Genomic DNA, 15,852 nt, shown 5'->3' on the forward strand with positions numbered 1-15,852 from the left:
GTCCCCCCCGGCCCCCGCGCGGGGGCGAGGGGGGGCGGGGCGCCGATCTCCCCCGCCGTCGGGGCCGCACCCGCCGGACAGCGGGGCCGGGCGGGTCTCGGGCTCACGCGGGTTGCGCGGCCTGCCACGGCGGGCGGCGGTCGATGCGCGTGAGCACCTCCGGGAATCCGAACCGGCGGTCGATACGCCGGGTCGCCTCGGCCCAGTCGGTCATGGAGCGCACCGGGGACAGCGTCTCGACCACGAAGGGATCGCTCCATCGCTCGACGGCGCGCCGCCAGAGCACGTCCGGGGCCTCGGTCAGCAGGTTTCCCACGCACCCCTCGTAGATGGGCATGGCGCGCACCTCGCCGTCGGGCTCGATCTGCATCAGCGGGAACCCGTAGCTCGCGACGATGCCGGGGTGCATCATCAGGATGAAGTTGTCGGAGGTGGTCACCGCCAGCGACGCCGGTGCCAGTGACCGCAGCCGCTCGGTGTACTCCTCGCTGGTCAGGGTGGCGAGCTCCTCGTTGCCGAGCAGTTCGGTCTCGGCGAAGCCGGGCCGGCTGGCCAGCCCGGACGGCACCGCCGCGGCCAGGTTGAGAAAGCGCATCCGCGGGAACCGAGGGGCGATGTCGGTGCAGAAATCCGCCAACTGGTGGAAATTGCTCCGCACAACCGAGCAGTCGATCCCGAAGATCAGCGGAGTGCCGCCCTCTGCCGCGCGCCGGGCGGCGATGTCGTCCAGCATGGCCAGGGCGTTCATCGCGCGGTCGAAGGAGCCGACCCTGCCCCGTACCCGGTCGTGCACCTCCGCGTCGGTCCCGTCGATGCTGACGGTGATCCGCTGGAAGGCCCGGGCCGCCTCCTCGGCGGTCTCGGGGGTGAGTGTCCATCCGCCGGTGTAGAGGTTGACGGTGACCCCCGCGCGGCCGATGTGCTCGGCGATCTCGTAGATCCCCTTGACCACCAGGGGCTCGCCGCCCGCGAACTCCACCGAGTCCGGGCGCATGGCGATGATCGCGTCGGCGAGCCGCAGCATGTCGCCGTGGCTCAGCTGCCGGGCCGGGCGCCTGCCCGACTCGGAGTAGCAGTGGATGCAGCGCAGGGGGCAGGCGTAGGTGACGTCCCAGATGATGTCGGTGGGCTTGTTCACAGGGGCGCTCATGAGGACCTCCTCGTCGAGAGCGGATGCCCGGGACCGGCGCCGGGCGTTCGGTCGTTCGTCCAGTGCCCGACCAGGTCGGCGTACAGGGGGGAACGGGTCAGCAGGTCCGCGTGGGTCCCGAGGTGCGCGGCGGTGCCGTCCAACAGCAGGATGCGCCGGGCTCGGATCGCGGAGCTGATGCGGTGGGCGATGACGATGAGAGTGCCGGGCCGGGCGGCGAACGCGCTCTCGGCCCTCGCCTCGGCGGCGGGGTCGAGATGGCAGGTCGCCTCGTCCAGGACGACCAGGCGGGCCGGGGAGGCGTAGGTCCGTGCCAGGGCGATCAGTTGCCGCTCTCCGGCCGACAGCGCGGCGGGTTCGTCGATCTCGGCGTCGAGGCCGCCGAGCCGTTCGACGAGCGCCCGCGCGCCCACCCGGTACGCCGCCTCGTCCAGCCGGGCGTCCGCGGTGCCGGCCGGGCACAGGTAGCCGAGGTTCTCCCGGACCGTGCCGGCGAAGACGTACGCCTCCTGGGGCACGAGCGCCACCATGGAGCGCAGGCCGGGTTCCGCGATCGCCTCCAGCGGGAGCCCGCCGAGCAGGATCTCCCCGTGGGTCGGCCGCCGCAGCCCGGTGAGCAGCAGGGACAGGGTGGACTTGCCGATGCCGCTGGGGCCGACCACGGTCAGGTGGTCTCCCTCGGGGATCACCAGGTCGAGGTCGTGTACCACGGGCGTGGCCTGGGGGGCGTAGGCGAAGCCCAGCCCTTTGGCCCGCAGTTCGCAACCGGCGGGCACGGCGACCGCGTAGGCGGCGTCGGCCGGCCCGGTGACGGCGGGCGCGTCGCCGGCGGGCACCGCGATGGTCTCGGCGATGCGGCGCAGGGTGACGGCGAGGGCCACGCCCCAGCTCGAGAGGATGCCGGTCATCGACTGCAGGGCGGGCTGCAGGCCGGTCACCAGGTAGGTAACCGCGCCGACGACCTCGCCCACGCTCAGATGCCCCTGTCGCGTCAGCGGCTCAGCGGCGATGACCAGGCCGAGCAGCGGCACGTGGGCGCCGATGGCGACGATCAGCCGCCGGGACATGCCGGCCCGGGCCAGCGCGTGCGTGGCCGCGGCCTGGGCGTCCACCGCGGCCCGCACGGTGGCGTACGCCTGCTCGTGCGCCCCGCAGGCGGCGATGTCACGCGTGCCCTCCAGGATCGGGGTCGCCTCGGCGGTGAGCGTCTCGTCGGCGAGGATCAGCCGGCGCTGCCGGACCAGCAGCACCCGCATCAGCCAGGCGCACACCGCCACCGCCACGAGCACGGGTCCGGCGACGATGGCCGCGGCCAGGGGCGAGAGCACCAGCAGCCCGGCCAGCGCGGCGATCAGCGAGATGCCCAGCCCGTGCGTGGTGCGCAGCAGTGCGGACACCAGGTTCCGCAGCGTCTCCACCTGCCCGGTGATACGGCTGACGGCGGCGGTGTCCGGCCGGTCGCCGCGGGCGGCGCGGGTCACCGTGGCCGTGACGACGGCGCGCACGAGGTCGTCGCGCAGCGGCTCCACCACCGCGGCCAGGTGGGGGAACATCAGTCGCGTGGCCGCGGTCCTGAGCAGCATCGCGACCGCGAACAGGCCGAGCCAGGCCAGACCGGTACCCGGGCGTCCGGCGAGGAAGCCGTCGTCGACGGCGCGGGCGATGAGCAGCCCGGACAGCAGCCCAGGGACGGCCTCCACCAAGGCCCATGTCAGGGCGAAGGCCAGGGGCCGCCTGCGGGGGCGCAGCAACGCGAGCAGCAGCCGGAACCCGCCGGAGGGTTGGCCGTCCTCTCCCAGGCGGAGGACGGGCGCCGCCGTGAGCGGGGCGGATGCGGGGGTCACAGCCGAGCCGGGCACGGTTCCTCACTCCATGAGCTGTCGTCGCTTGCGTCGCCGCCGGGGGCCGGGCCGACGGCGAACAGGGCGCGGTACGCCGGGTCCTGCCACAGCGCCCGGTGCGTGCCCCGGCCCCGGATCCGGCCGCCGTCCAGCCACACCACGTGGTCGGCGCGGGCGGCGGTGGCCGCGCGGTGGGCGATGACCAGGCGGGTGGTCCCGCGCATGCTCTCGACCAGCGTGCGAGTCACCTGGGCCTCGGTCGCGGTGTCCAGGCTGGACGTGGCGTCGTCCAGCACGGTCAGGCGGGCCCGCCGCACCATGGCGCGGGCCAGGCCCAGCCGCTGGAACTCCCCGCCGGACAGCGGGGCGATGGCGGCGGGGGTGTCGTAGCCCTCGGGCAGGCGGCGGATGACGTCGTCGACATGTGCGGCCCGCGCGGCCTCGCGGACGCTGTCGCGGTCGAGCGCGGGCCTGCCGTAGGCGATGGCCGAGGCGAGGTCGCCGCCCAGGAGGACGGGGCGTTCGAAGGCGTAGGCGACCGCGCCGCTCAACGACTCCGGGGCCACATCGGCGAGGTCGCGGCCGTCCAGCAGCACCTGCCCGCGCTCGGGGTCCAACAGCCGCCCGGCCAGCAGGGACAGGGTGGTCTTGCCCGCTCCGGACGGCCCGACGAGGGCGGTCAGCGCCCCCGGGGCGATGTCCAGGTCGATGGCGTCGAGGAGGTGGGAGCCCTCGCGGGTCACGGTCACGCCGCGGAACGACAGCGCGCCGGGGCCGTCCGGCAGCGGGCGGGTGCCGGGCACGAGGGGTGGCAGGACGAGGACCTCCTGGATGCGGCGGGCCGCAGCGCGGGCCTCGGCGACCCCCAGGAGCGCGTCGACCTGTTCGATGAAGCCCACGCCCATCGCCGCGTAGCCGGCCACGGCGAGCAACTGCCCTGGCTGCAGCCGGCCGTCGGTGACGCCGAGCCCGGCCACGGTGAGCACGAGCACTTCGATGATGGGCAGCAGCAGGGTGATCTGCCAGACGCCCCGCGCCTGGGCCCGCCACATGGCGTGACCGGCGTCCGACAGGTCGGTCAGCGGGCGCAGCACCCGGGTGATCTCGCGATCGGCGGTGCCGGACGCCCGCACCGTGCGGATGCCGGCCAGGGTGTCGGTCAGGCGCGCGGCCAGGCGCCCGTGCGCACTCTGATACCGCTCGTACACCCCGGACAGCCGGGTGACGAAGAGCCGTACGATCACCAGCGCGACGGGTATCCCGATCAGGAAGGCGACACCCGAGCGCCAGTCGGTCACCAGCAGCAGGACGATGCCGCCGCTCGTGCTGACGAGTTCGGCGGCCGTGTACAGCAGGGTGAGCGGGACGCGCCCGGCGCTCGCCGTGTTGCTCACCAGCCGGTTGGCCAGTTCCCCGGCCGGGAAACGGCGGGCGCCGGCGGCGTCGAGCCGGAGGAGGTGGGAGGTGAAGCGCAGGCGCAGGGACGCCGTCGCGGACGCGGTGGTCGCCGCGCCGGCGAGGGCGCCGATGAGATCGGCACAGGTGGCAACGGCCAGGACGAGCGCGAGGAACCCTGCGGCTCGCGCGCCCTCGCCGGACACCACACCGTCCACGGCGGTGGCCAGCGCGGCGGGCAGGGCCAGGGCGGCGGCCGTCGACAGGGCGACGGCCGCCGCGGTCACCGCCAGGGGCGCCCAGAGGCCGCGCGCCGTGGCGGCGAGGAGGCGATCACCATCCCGCCGCGTCACCTGCCCGGCGTGGGAATCCGAGGCTTGGTCCGGCATTAGGGGGCCACGACACCGGTTATGAAGCTCGGCAACGTGCAGGTGCACCCGCAGGGATACAGCCTGGACTCCTGGACGGCCGGGAGCAGGTCAAGAGTGGTGATGTCGAGTTCCATCGGTTTTCCTTTCTTCTTTCACGCCGCCGGATCGAGGCGGCTTGGGGGCCGGCCCGGCCCGCGGAAGGGCACGGACCGAAACGCGCGTCCCGGGGAACCGGTCCGGCGGCCCGCGCCTCAGCCGGCGCGGTCCTGCCCGCCGCGCAGGAAGCCGAGCACGCGCTCCCTGATGGCATGCCCGCCGATGTCGGACAGCGGGTCGTGGCCCGCGCCGGGAACCTCCAGGTAGGTCACCGGCGCGGCGTCGGGGTGGCGGGTTCGCCGCAGCCGCTCGTGCAGGCGGCGGGAGTGGCCGACCGGGATGATCGGGTCATCCTCGCCGTGCACGATGAGCAGCGGCAACCGGATGCGGTCGGCCAGCCGGAGCAGATCGCGCGGCCCGAGGTCGTCATCGTGGATCTCCTCGCGCCCGCCCAGCCGGTCGATCAGGTTGCGAACCGAGACCGGCCCGTCCTCGTAGAGCAGCCGGCCGGACAGGAACGGCGCGACGGCCACGGCCCGCTCCCACAGGTCCGGCTCCGCCGCCGCGGCCAGCAGCGCCAGGTACGCGCCGTAGCTCGCGCCGTAAAGCATGGGCCGCGGCCGGCCCGGGCCGCGCTCGGCCGCCAGCCGGCGGCCCAGGTGCAGGATGTCGGCGAGGTCGGGACCGCCCCAGGCGCCGTGGATGGCGTCGCGGTGTGCCGCGCCGTAACCGGTGCTGCCCCGCTGGTTGGGCGCCACCACCGCGATCTCCTCGGCGGCGAGGCGCTGGAACAGCGGGTCGAAGTCGAGCTGCCACGCGGCCTCGGGGCCGCCGTGCAGCGCCACCACCAGGTGCGGGGCGCCGGCCGGATCTCCGTACACGACGGCCTCCGTGCTGCCCGCCGGCGCCGGATACTCCCGCGCCCGCGGCGAGGCCCACCCGGACCAGTGTTCGCCGGTCGCGGCCAGGACGCGCGGCCGGGACGGGTCCGGAATCGTGATGACGCCCGTCGGATGGTCGGCGGCGCTGTGCACCAGATGCAGGCCGGCGTCGGACCAGTGGGCCGTCGGATGCAGGGCGCCGGGCGGCAGCTCGATCTCGTCGGGGGCGTCCGCCGTCAGATCATGGACCAGCAGGTGGGAGCGGGCACCGTGGGTGACCGACAGGGCCAGGAGCCGCCCGGTGGGGTCCAGCGCCAGCGGGGCCACGCTGCCCTCGACGGCGTTCAGCCGATCGGGGAAGGCCGTCGGCGCCGGGTCGTCGAGGCGGCGCACGCCGAGCCGGTAGCCGCCACCGCGTGACGCGGCGGTCAGCAGCACCCCGCCGCGTGGCGCGGCCAGCAGCAGGTGCTCGCCGGCGGGCAGGCCGAGGGACGTGATGGTGCCGCGCGTCAGATCCAGGACCATGGTGCCCGTCCCCGGCTCGCCGGTGGCCAGCGCGAGGGCGTGCCCGCGCTCGTCGAGCCAGACCGCTCCGCCGATCGAGTGCGGCACCCGGATGATCTGTTCCGGCGGCACGGCCCCGCCGGGCAGGCGCCACACCGTGGTGCCCCCGTCCCCGTCCATCTCCAGCACCAGAGCGGGGGTCCGCGCCGTACCGGGGAGGAGCCGCAGACCGCCTCTTCGAACGGCGATCAGCTCGACCTCCTCGACCGGCCGCCCGCCCTCGGCACGGGACGCGGCGAAGGTGAGCCGCGAGCCGTAGGCTCCGGACCGGCACAGCAGCAGGTCGCCGTCGTCCGTGGGCAGCGGCACGCTCGCCGCGCTCTCGCCGTCTCGGGTGCGTACCGCCCGGGGCCGGGGCTCGGGGCCGGTGAGGTCCCACAGTTCCGGGTACATCGCGGGGTCGCGGTCGTCGGCGGCCAGGCAGGCGGCGTACCTCCCGCCGGGGGAGAAGCGAAAGTTCAGCCGGTGGACGAACGACCGCTGCCGCTCGCCGGTCACCGTGGCGGCCGGGCTCATCGTGTCGGAGATCATCACGCCTTGCCGCCGCGCGTCCATGCCTCGGCGCCCGTCTCGGCCATCCACCGGCGCGGGCCGCCGTGCCGCAGCCGGTACAGGAAGTCCAGCACCCCGGCCAGCCCGGTGTTCCAGGCGACCGAGATCTCCTCGCCGGAGAGCTCGTCGGGCACCACCATGAGCCCGTCGCGCATGACGGCGCGCGCCCACAAGGACGCCGCCAGTTCCTCCGCCTGGTCGTGATAGGCGCGCTCGCCGAGCAGGTCGGCCATGTCCAGCAGGAACTGCCCGTCGCCGGCGATTCCGTGACACGCGGCCGTCCCCGAGGTCAGCCGGCTGCCGTGGACGGCCAGCGCGGCCGCGTGGGCGGCGTCCCGGAAGCGCTGCTCCCCGGTCGCCGCGTACAGGCGCACCAGGTAGGTGCCGACGCCGGAGGAGCCGTTGCACCAGTGCGGCAGCTTCGTCCCGCCACCCGGGCCCTCGGCCCACCAGGCGCTCTCCCCGCGGTACTCGGCCGCGCCGAGCAGGGTCTCCCCGGCGAGCAGGGCGGTCTCCAGGCAGTCGTCCCGGTCGAGCGCGACCCCGGCGGCCAGCAGATACGCGCCGACCCCGGCGACGCCGTGCGCGAAGCCGTAGTGCTCCGTACCCGCCAGCGCGGAACCGAAGTCCTTGGGGATGGGCCACAGCACACCGTCCGCGGTCCGTTGCGCCGCCTTGAGCAGGCCGTCGGCGCAGGCGTCCGCCAGGTCCCGGAATCGCGGGTCGCCGGTGGCGCGCCACAGGTGCAGCAGGGCTGTCCCCGTCCCGGCCGCGCCATGGCAGATGTCCGGGTTGGGCCAGGTGACCGGCAGGTCCAGCCCCAGCTCCACGCCGGCGGTGCGCAGGCTCTCCTTGTCGAGCGCGCGGCCGGCGTCGTGCAGGGCCACGGCGATGCCCGCCCGGCCGAAGTACAGGCCTGGGGAGGGCCGCTGTTCGCGCGCCGACCGCCGCGCGGTCCAGTCCGCCGCTTCCCACAGGGCGGCGGTCAGGCTGGCCCGGGTGTCCGGCGGCAGCGCGTCGTCCGCCCGAGCGGGGTCCAGCACGGCGGCCCACAGAGCGATCACCCCGGCGGAGCCGTACTGGACGGCGCACGGGTCGGCGGTCAGGCCGAAGCCCCAGTTGGGCCACAGGCGGGCGACCGGCTGCTCGCCGGTGCCGGGCGACATGGTGCGCAACGTGTAGGCGAGCCCGTCGTGGAGCAGGCGGTCCTGCTCGGCCGCGCCCAGCCGGAAACCGGCGGTCCGGGTGGCGGGCCCCAGGGCGGCGACGTCCACGTCGTCCAGGAACTCCCGCACCCGCGGCAGGTCCCAGCGCTGCGTGGGATCCTCGCGCATCAGGCCCAGGATCAGCGGGGACAGTGCGGTGGCCAGCGGGTCGCCCGCGGCCGCCACCCGCACCACCGTCTCCACCCGCTCGTCCCAGGACCGCGCGTCGGCGGGCCGGTCCCGCAGGAAGGGCGGCTGGCAGGAGGTGGCCGTGAACAGACTCGTCGCCCCGAGCGCGTACAGGTCGGCCTCCACGCCGAGCGCGGGAGCATACAGGGCTGAGTTCGCCTGCTCGGGCGGTGCGTAACCGGGAGTGAACGCGCGCCCGACCGGCGCGCCGGGCACGACGGTCATCTCCAGGTCGATCAGGCGGCAGTCGCCGTCCTCCGTCACCATGACGTTGTTGGGCGTCAGGTCGCGCAGCACATGGCCCTGTTCGTGCACGACGGCGACCAGCGCGGCCAGGCGGCGCAGGACGCCCAGCACGGCGCCGGGCCGGTCGTGCTGAGCGGCCTCCCAGTTGTTCAGCGGGGTGCCCGCGATGTGTTCCTGCGCCAGGAACAGGTTGTCGTTCTGTTCGAAGAGGAGCACCTTGCGCGCCGTGACGCCCAGCGGTCCGAAGATCTCCAGCATGCGCGCCTCATGGCGCATCCGGTCCCGATCATCGGTTCCGTCGAGCCCGGCGCTCAGGTGGGGGCGCGCCTGCTTGATCACCACCTGGCCGTCGTCCGCGCGGTCCTCCGCCAGGAACACCCCGCCCTTGGCGCCGTGCCGGATGGCCTCGCGCACCACGAACCGATCGGCCAGCAGCACCGCCTGCGGCGCCGTGGTCCGCACCGGAGCCTGGCCCGACTCGAAGGGGCACTCCGCCCAGGCCGGCGGGGAGTACCACGCTCTGCGCTCGTCGGTCTCCTGAGTGCCGTCGGGCGCGGTGAGTCGCGAGGCGTAGGAGCCGTCGTTGTCGAGCACGCTGGGCGCCGAGAACACCCCGAAGCGGTAGTACACCAGGCTGCCCGGCCGGTAGATCCGGTCGGAGAGGATCGGCGCGCCCGGCAGGCCGTAGGTGGCCTCGTGCAGTTCCTCCGCGATCTCCGCCGCGCTCGCGTCGTCGGGCGGGTAGACCGTGATGAACTTGCCCACCGATCCACGGTCCTGGTTGCGTGCCACGAGCCGGCCCAGCTCGTCGAAGTCGGTGGCGTACTTGAAGGGGCAACGGCGGCGCCCCAGCACCCGCACCGCGCGCGCCAGCACCACCGGAGCCGACAACGGCGTCGCCGCCACATGCAGCTTCCAGCCCTGCGCCTGCGTGGTCGCGCCGGCCGGGGTCACGTACGTCCAGGGCGAGTCGACGTGGAATTCCCAATCCGGGACGCCGTCGGACCCGGTACCGGGTATCGAGTCCTTGTCACCCGTTGTGCGATGCAATGTCGCACGGGCGATGTCCCCCAGGACGTGACGGTCTGCACCGGAGACGCCGTCCCCCGCCGAACCACGTTCATTCACGACGCCGAATCTCCAATCGTGTTCTCCGGCAGGGGACGATGTCGAGCCATTGGTGCGAAACGACTGCCCGGATCTCGCCCGTGACCGGTTCCGCCGGTAATCCTCCGGACGCGGACCAGCCTGCCAGTGGCGCCTAATGGCGGTCTTAAGGTCTCCACGCCCGCCGGGCCGGCCCGTGCCGGAGTGCGCATTAAGAGTGGCTAAGCGACCCGTAAGAACCCCCGGTTACCGTCGGCGCCGTCAGGAATACACGTCGGCAACTCCCCGGCCCCACGACGAGAGCTCGTTGAGCACCAAGTCGGACGAGTACGAAGCGGCGCTCAAGGAAAGCCGCCAGAGGTTCATGGCCCCGCTGTTCTCCGCCGGCTGTGAGGACTTGCTCGCGGTACAACGCACACGGCATCCACATGACGCATGACGTCGAGCGCTCGAACGGTGCGGCGAGCCGGGCATGGACCGGCTCGGAAAGGTGCTCAAGGCGCAATCCCGCGCGGAGGCCATCGCGAACTGCTTGATCGCTGACCGCGCGCCCACGGACTCCGCGGGCCTCGCCGGCGGACATCGAGACCCCCGCATCACCGGCGGAGGTCTTTCCCCAACGGAAGGAAATTCACGATGGAACTCGACGTCCAGGCTCTGGACATGCTCCCCGCCCAGGCGGAGAGCCCCCTTATGCCGTGCCTCGGCATCACCTGCGTCAAGTGGAGCTGCCTCACCGACGTCGTCACGTACACGATCAGCTAGTGCACGACGATCCGCGTCGGCGGATCAGTACGGATTCCCGCGAACCGTTTTCTGAAGGAGATCCACGATGGAACTCGACGTCCAGGCTCTGGACATGCTCCCCGCCCAGGCGGAGAGCCCCCTTCTGCCGTGCTACAGCACCTGCTCCCCGTGGAGCCTCGTCTATGACGTCGTCACGTACACGAGCCAGTTCTAGTACGCGGCGATCCGCGCACGCGGATCAAAGCGGGTCTCTCCCGTAGAACCGTCGGCCACGAAAGAAGATCGCGGGGAGCACGTCCAGGATCTGGACATGCTCCCCGTCCAGGCGGAGAACTCCCTTGCGGGTCCGCCGACTACCGAGGCCACGTGACCGACCGGCCGAGGGGCGCGGTCTCGCCAGGCGGGCGCGCGTGCACCGACCGGGGGGACGGCTCGGCCGGCGCGCTCGGTCACGTCAACGACATCGCCCCAGGGCCGGGGGATCGGCGAGTTCCCGGGGGTCCGCCGCGACCACGCCGGAGAAGCGCTCGGGAGCGAAGAACTCCTCGGCCGCCGCGACCACGGCGTCCGGGGTCACGGCGGCCAGCCGGCGCGGGAAGTCGAGCAACAGGAGCGGGTCCATCGCCTTGGCCGCCAGGTCGGCGAGCGCGGTGGCGAGCCTGGCGCGGGGGGCCAGGCGGGTCGCCATCGACCCGATGGCGTAGGCGCGCGCGGTCGCGATCTCCTGGCCCGTGGGCGGATGGGTCCGCATCCGGGACAGTTCGGCGGCCAGCACCTCCAGCGCGGGGCCGGTGGTGGCGGCCGCGGTGTCGGCCTCGATCGCCAGGAACCCGGCGCCGGGATGGCTGTCGAAGAACACCGTGACGCCGTACACGTAGCCCTTGTCCTCCCGCAGGCTGCGCGACAGCCGGGAGGACAGAGCGCCGCCCAGGACGCCGCAGGCCAGGAACAGCTCCGGGTAGCGCTCGTGTTCCACGGTCACCCCCGGCGCGCGCAGCCGGATGCGCGACTGCGGCGCGCCCGGCCGCGACAACAGCACCAGGCGGCCGCCCTCGACCGCGGGCAGCGGCGGCAGCGGCGCCACGTCCCGCAGGGGGGCCTGCCAGCCGGCCAGGGTACGCTCCGCGGCGTCGGCCAGCCGCCCGGGATCGTCCGGTGCGAGGATCACCAGGACGGCGCCGCGCGGGCCGGACGGCCCGCGCCGCACCTCGGCGATCCTTGCGAGCTCGTCTTCCTCCGGCATCGTGAAGGCCACCGGATGGTCGCCGAACAGCTGCCGCGCCAGCTGCGCCCGGACCGTGAAGTCGGGGTGCGCCCTGGCCACCTTGAGCTGCGCGATCAGGTGCCCGCGCGCCGGCTCGACCTCGGCGGGCACGCCCCGTGCCACCTCCGCCAGCGCCCGCGTCAGCGCGTCCATGTCGTGCAGTGAGCAGCAGGCGGTGGCGGTCATCTGATGGACGTCGGCCACCACGTCCAGTTCCACTCGGTCCTCGGCGGCCTGCCCACGTGACAGGCAGGCCGCCAGCAGGACGGACTCCGCCAGTACGGCCTGGGTCGGGCAGGGGGAGGGGAGGAGCAGGCGCGCTTCGGCCAGGGGGGTCACGCCGTGCCGCACCGCCAGCACGCGCAGCCCGTTCGCCAGCGTGCGATCGACGAGGTCGCTGCTCATCGCCCCTCCCCGGGGACGACCCGCAGCAGCGCGCGGGAGTCCGGGCGCAGTCCGCGTGCCGCCGCCGCCACGTCGGCGGCGCCCACCCCGGCGTACGACTCGGGCAGCCGCGCGGCCAGGCCGGGGTCGCCGAACAACAGCTCGAAGCGCCCGAGCATGCGCACCCGGTCGGCGAGCCGGTCCATCGAACGGTGGTGGGACAGGAGCCACACGGTACGGCAGCGCCGCAGTTCCTCATCCGCGGGCCCGGTGGCGCCGAGCGCGTCCAGTTCGGCGTCCACGGCGGCCAGCACCCGTTCGGCCGACAGCCCCGCCGGGTGGATCGCGGTGAGCAGCCACATGTCGGGGTCACGGGCGTCGAGGAGATCGAACAGGCCGACGCGGGCCGAGAAGGTGACGTTCTGCCCGGTCTCCCGGTGCAGCCGTTCCCGCAGCCGGGGCCGTACGCCGCCGGCCAGCACGCCGGCCAGGGCGGACAGCGCGAAGTGTGCGGCGGGGCCGGCGGCCGGGTCGGGCACCCGGTAGCCGAGGGCGAGGGCGGGCAGCGGCGCCAGCGGGTCGGCGTACTCGGCCGTCGCCTGCCCGGCGGGCTCCGGTTCCCCGTACGGGGAGGGCGGGGGGACGGGGCAGGGCGGGATGGCCCCGAAGGCGCGCTCGATGACCGTCAGCACCGCCTCGGGCTCGACGTCGCCCGCGACCGTCACCACGGCGTTGCCCGGGCCGTAGTGCCGGTCGAAGAACTCCTCGCAGTCACGAACGGTCACCTGCCGGAGGGCGGCGTAGTCGCCGTACCCGTCGTGAGCGTTGGCGAAGGCACGGAACAGCACGGGAGAGAGCCGGGGCCAGGGGAAGCCGCCGTAGGGCCTGCGGATCTTGCCCAGGACCTCTTCACGTATCACCGAGATCTGGGTCCGGACGGCCTGTTCGGTGATCTTCGAGGCGCGCATGCGGTCGGCCTCCAGCGCGATCACCTCCGCGACCGCGTCGGCGGGGACCACGGTGTAGAAGTCGGTGTAGTCCTGGCGGGTGGAGGCGTTGCAGAACCCTCCGGCGCGTTCGACCTGCTGGAAGTGGCTCGGCCCGGTGCCGGCGGCTCCCTGGAACATCAGGTGTTCGAACAGGTGGGCCAGGCCCGAGGCGTTTTCGGCCTCCGCGCGGAAGCCGACGTCGTAGTGCACCGCGACGCCCGCCACGGGGACGGAGTGCTCCTCCTCGATGACGATCCGCAGCCCGTTGTGCAGCGTCACGCGCGTGATCTCGGCGGTGTTCACGAACGGACCACCTCGCCGGGGGAGGGCAGCAACTGCCCGGCGCCGGCCGCGTCGATCACGTCGGCGACGAGCTTGAGGTACTCGACGAGGACGTCGTGCCATTTCATGTAGGCGGCGAAGTCGTGCAGGTGGGTCAGGAAGCGCAGCGCGGCCGTCCTGCCCACGGCGGCGAGGTCCAGGGCGGCGGTGTAGCCCTCCAGGACGCGGCCGATGAACATGTCGAAGTCGAAGTCCCGGCGCGTGCCGAATCGGCGGATCGACGCGCCGAGCTCCACCAGTTCGCCGATGATCCACCCCACGTCGGACTCCGGCGGACCGGCGGCCAGGTTCTCACCGGTCAGCAGGCCGCCGTCCATGTCGGGGGTCAGGGGCAGGAGGATGCCCATGCTGGGGCCGCCGTGCAGCAGGGCGTGCGGTGCCTCCGTCACCGGGACGCACCACGCCGCCACCGTGGCCATCCGGTCCCGGCCCAGCATCTCGGTCGCGTGGCGGTGCAGATCGGGCGCGGCGCCGGGTCCCAGCCCGTCTTGTAGCCAGGAGAGCAGCCGCAGCAGGCCGTCGGGGGACGGTAGGTCGGCCCGCGGCAGGGGGACGGCGTGCAGGCGGGCGAGGGCCGCGCCGGTCTCCACGAAGGTGTCCGCCGTGATCCGCGCGATGTCGGCGTCGCTCTCGCCCGACCTCGGACCGAGGAGCATGGCCGCGATCGAGCGGGCCTGGCCGGTCCGGTACGTCATGCCGGTGGCGTCCGCCTGCTCCGGAAGCGTGAGCCCGACCCGCCCGCGGGCCGCCGTCCGGGCGGCGTCCAGGACGGCGGGATCCGGCGTGCGCAGTGCGCCGCCCCGGTGCGGCCCGGGGCGCCGGGTCCACCGGTAGTCCCCCTCGGCCGACCGGGCGATCGTGGTCAGCACGTAGCCCGTGCCGTAGGAGTCGGCGGCTCGGCTCACTGGTCCTCCTTCTCGCGCGTGGCGCGCAGTTCCGCCAGTCGTTCGATCAGGGTGGAGAGCGGGGCGGCCCCTAGGGCGTCCCGTCCTCGGGTGTGGGTGCTCAGGACCGGCACGGGGTCGACGACCACGACGTTGGGCCGGCCCTCGATCGCCGCACGATGCTGCTGGTAGGCGTACGAGCGGGTGGCTCCCGGCGGCAGGGCCGGCGCGATCCCGATCAGCGCGGAGGTGCACTGGAGCGCCAGCAGCATGGGGGTGTCGGCGAGACCGTTGGCGAACCGGCCCAGGAAGTGATAGGTCGCCGGGTAGACCATCACGGTGTCGGGCCAGATGGCGTAGTCCGCGTGCGGTGATTCCGGTGCCGGAACGTCCGGCCAGGCGTCGACGGGCACGTCCTTGCCGATGAGGGCCGCGATCGCCTGCCGGCTGACGAACCGCTCCGCGCTTCTGGTGACCACCACCCGGACGTCCAGGCTCCGGTAGGAACGCCGCAGCCAGTTGAGCCAGTACGGCAGGAAGGCGGCGCCGAGCGAGCCGGTGGCGAGGATGAGCAGGCGCTCGGCGTGGAACGGTGGCGGCCCCTGGAGCCGCCCGGACTCACTCATCGGCGTCCGCCATGGCGTGGAGCAGACACTCGGCGTCCGTGAGCGCCGCACGGAACCCCTCGGTCCCCGCGACGCCGGCGAGATTGAGGATGATCTCGTCGACGCCCGCCTCGCGGTAGCCGCGTAGCCGTTCGACGACCTCCTCCGGTGTGCCGTACACGTAGACACCCGCCTCGACCAGGGCCGCGGCGCCGGCGCGCGGGTCGGCCGGGTCGGCGGGCACCCCGGCCCGGCGGAGCATATCGGTGTAGTGCGGGGCTCGCAGATGGTCCGCGGCCGCGCTGTGCGCGAGTCTGCGGGGATCGCGGCCGGGGCCGGCCAGCGCCACATGCACGACGGTCGCGACACGGGGCGGCGTGCCGCGGTTCGCGGCTCCGGCGGCCAGGGCGGGAAGCAGCGTGTCCCGGACGTAGTGGGGCGGCGTCATCCAGGTGATGGCCACGTCGGCGACGGCGCCTGCGGCCCGCGCCATGCCCGGCCGGATGACGCCCAGCCCCACCTCGACGGGCGGGTGGTGCATCGGGGGCAGCGCGGTGGCGGCGACGCACGCCTCGCAGGCGTGCTCGACGGTGCCGCCGTCGAGGAAGGCGCGCACCGCCCGGGCGTACCCGGCCGCGGCCGCGGCCGGCCTGTGGTACGGCGCGCCGCGCAGCGCCCGGACCAGGTCCGGGGTCGCGGCGCCGTATCCGGCGACCAGCGGCCGGCCGGTGAGCACCGCCAGGCTGCGCGCCTGTACCGCCGCCTCCATCGGGTGCCGCAGCGGCATCAGCGTCACGCTCAGCCCGCACGGCACCCTGATCCCCCGGCCCGTCAGGTAGGCGATCGTCTGATGCGTCTCGGTCAGCACGGATTGTCCCAGCCAGAGTCGGCCGGCCAGCCCGCTCATCACCAGCTCTCCGAACGGCACGACCGTGTCGGGGTGCGTGTGCTGGAGCGGGAACAGCAGTCCGGGCGCCATGGCCCCTCCTCGTTTCCCGAAGTCCTGGCGGTGCCGCAGGCCGCTGTCGCGTGCCTGCGGC

12 protein-coding genes are annotated in these 15,852 nt (G+C 74.0%); 2 read left to right on the top strand and 10 right to left on the bottom strand.

Translation table 11 applies throughout. The annotated features are described in order from the left end of the window. Nucleotides 1-103: 103 nt before the first annotated feature. The 5 genes from ABT130_RS43840 to lanL form a co-directional block, all read right to left on the bottom strand. Nucleotides 104-1,150, bottom strand: a complete 1,047-nt coding sequence (locus tag ABT130_RS43840) for a radical SAM protein (protein WP_350965861.1) — start codon at nt 1,148-1,150, stop codon at nt 104-106. Then, a complete protein-coding gene (locus ABT130_RS43845; RefSeq protein WP_350965863.1) occupies nt 1,147-3,009 on the bottom strand; it encodes an ATP-binding cassette domain-containing protein in 1,863 nt (620 codons plus the stop codon). Before ABT130_RS43845 ends, ABT130_RS43840 begins: the two co-directional genes overlap by 4 nt. Then, on the bottom strand, nt 2,991-4,739 hold the full coding sequence (locus ABT130_RS43850; RefSeq protein ID WP_350911655.1) for an ABC transporter ATP-binding protein: 1,749 nt from the start codon (nt 4,737-4,739) through the stop codon (nt 2,991-2,993). The genes ABT130_RS43845 and ABT130_RS43850 overlap by 19 nt, the downstream gene beginning before the upstream one ends. Before the next feature lie 269 nt (nt 4,740-5,008). Continuing rightward, on the bottom strand, nt 5,009-6,829 hold the full coding sequence (locus ABT130_RS43855) for an alpha/beta hydrolase family protein (protein WP_350965865.1): 1,821 nt from the start codon (nt 6,827-6,829) through the stop codon (nt 5,009-5,011). Continuing rightward, on the bottom strand, nt 6,829-9,618 hold the full coding sequence (gene lanL / locus ABT130_RS43860) for a class IV lanthionine synthetase LanL (RefSeq protein ID WP_350965867.1): 2,790 nt from the start codon (nt 9,616-9,618) through the stop codon (nt 6,829-6,831). Before lanL ends, ABT130_RS43855 begins: the two co-directional genes overlap by 1 nt. A 615-nt stretch (nt 9,619-10,233) precedes the next feature. Between lanL and ABT130_RS43865 the strand changes: the two genes are divergently transcribed. Continuing rightward, a complete protein-coding gene (locus ABT130_RS43865; RefSeq protein ID WP_350965869.1) occupies nt 10,234-10,362 on the top strand; it encodes an ALQxL family class IV lanthipeptide in 129 nt (42 codons plus the stop codon). A 67-nt stretch (nt 10,363-10,429) separates the two neighbouring features. After that, a complete protein-coding gene (locus ABT130_RS43870) occupies nt 10,430-10,558 on the top strand; it encodes an ALQxL family class IV lanthipeptide (protein ID WP_350911661.1) in 129 nt (42 codons plus the stop codon). 240 nt (nt 10,559-10,798) lie between these two features. Here the strand turns inward: ABT130_RS43870 and ABT130_RS43875 are convergent, their stop codons facing one another. The 5 genes from ABT130_RS43875 to ABT130_RS43895 all read right to left on the bottom strand — a co-directional run. Continuing rightward, nucleotides 10,799-12,013 (bottom strand): M16 family metallopeptidase, encoded by a 1,215-nt coding sequence (locus ABT130_RS43875; protein ID WP_350965871.1) that lies wholly within the window; start codon nt 12,011-12,013, stop codon nt 10,799-10,801. Then, a complete protein-coding gene (locus ABT130_RS43880; protein ID WP_350965873.1) occupies nt 12,010-13,284 on the bottom strand; it encodes a M16 family metallopeptidase in 1,275 nt (424 codons plus the stop codon). The genes ABT130_RS43875 and ABT130_RS43880 overlap by 4 nt, the downstream gene beginning before the upstream one ends. Further along, the gene (locus ABT130_RS43885) at nt 13,281-14,228 is read right to left on the bottom strand and encodes a hypothetical protein (protein ID WP_350965875.1); all 948 of its coding nucleotides are present in this window, start codon (nt 14,226-14,228) and stop codon (nt 13,281-13,283) included. The genes ABT130_RS43880 and ABT130_RS43885 overlap by 4 nt, the downstream gene beginning before the upstream one ends. Then, the gene (locus tag ABT130_RS43890; RefSeq protein ID WP_350965877.1) at nt 14,225-14,833 is read right to left on the bottom strand and encodes a flavoprotein; all 609 of its coding nucleotides are present in this window, start codon (nt 14,831-14,833) and stop codon (nt 14,225-14,227) included. Before ABT130_RS43890 ends, ABT130_RS43885 begins: the two co-directional genes overlap by 4 nt. Then, on the bottom strand, nt 14,826-15,852 hold a 1,027-nt coding region (locus ABT130_RS43895; RefSeq protein WP_350965879.1), incomplete at its 5' end, for an LLM class flavin-dependent oxidoreductase. The genes ABT130_RS43895 and ABT130_RS43890, both read right to left, overlap by 8 nt.

This window comes from Streptosporangium sp. NPDC001681, assembly GCF_040298085.1.
Classification (GTDB): domain Bacteria; phylum Actinomycetota; class Actinomycetes; order Streptosporangiales; family Streptosporangiaceae; genus Streptosporangium.

What these genes read in the sequence shown, in the direction of transcription:
- ABT130_RS43875 (WP_350965871.1), bottom strand. Translation starts at nt 12,013, where the DNA reads ATGAGCAGCGACCTCGTCGATCGCACGCTGGCGAACGGGCTGCGCGTG.
- ABT130_RS43870 (WP_350911661.1), top strand. Translation starts at nt 10,430, where the DNA reads ATGGAACTCGACGTCCAGGCTCTGGACATGCTCCCCGCCCAGGCGGAG.
- ABT130_RS43890 (WP_350965877.1), bottom strand. Translation starts at nt 14,833, where the DNA reads ATGAGTGAGTCCGGGCGGCTCCAGGGGCCGCCACCGTTCCACGCCGAG.
- ABT130_RS43840 (WP_350965861.1), bottom strand. Translation starts at nt 1,150, where the DNA reads ATGAGCGCCCCTGTGAACAAGCCCACCGACATCATCTGGGACGTCACC.
- ABT130_RS43865 (WP_350965869.1), top strand. Translation starts at nt 10,234, where the DNA reads ATGGAACTCGACGTCCAGGCTCTGGACATGCTCCCCGCCCAGGCGGAG.
- ABT130_RS43855 (WP_350965865.1), bottom strand. Translation starts at nt 6,829, where the DNA reads ATGATCTCCGACACGATGAGCCCGGCCGCCACGGTGACCGGCGAGCGG.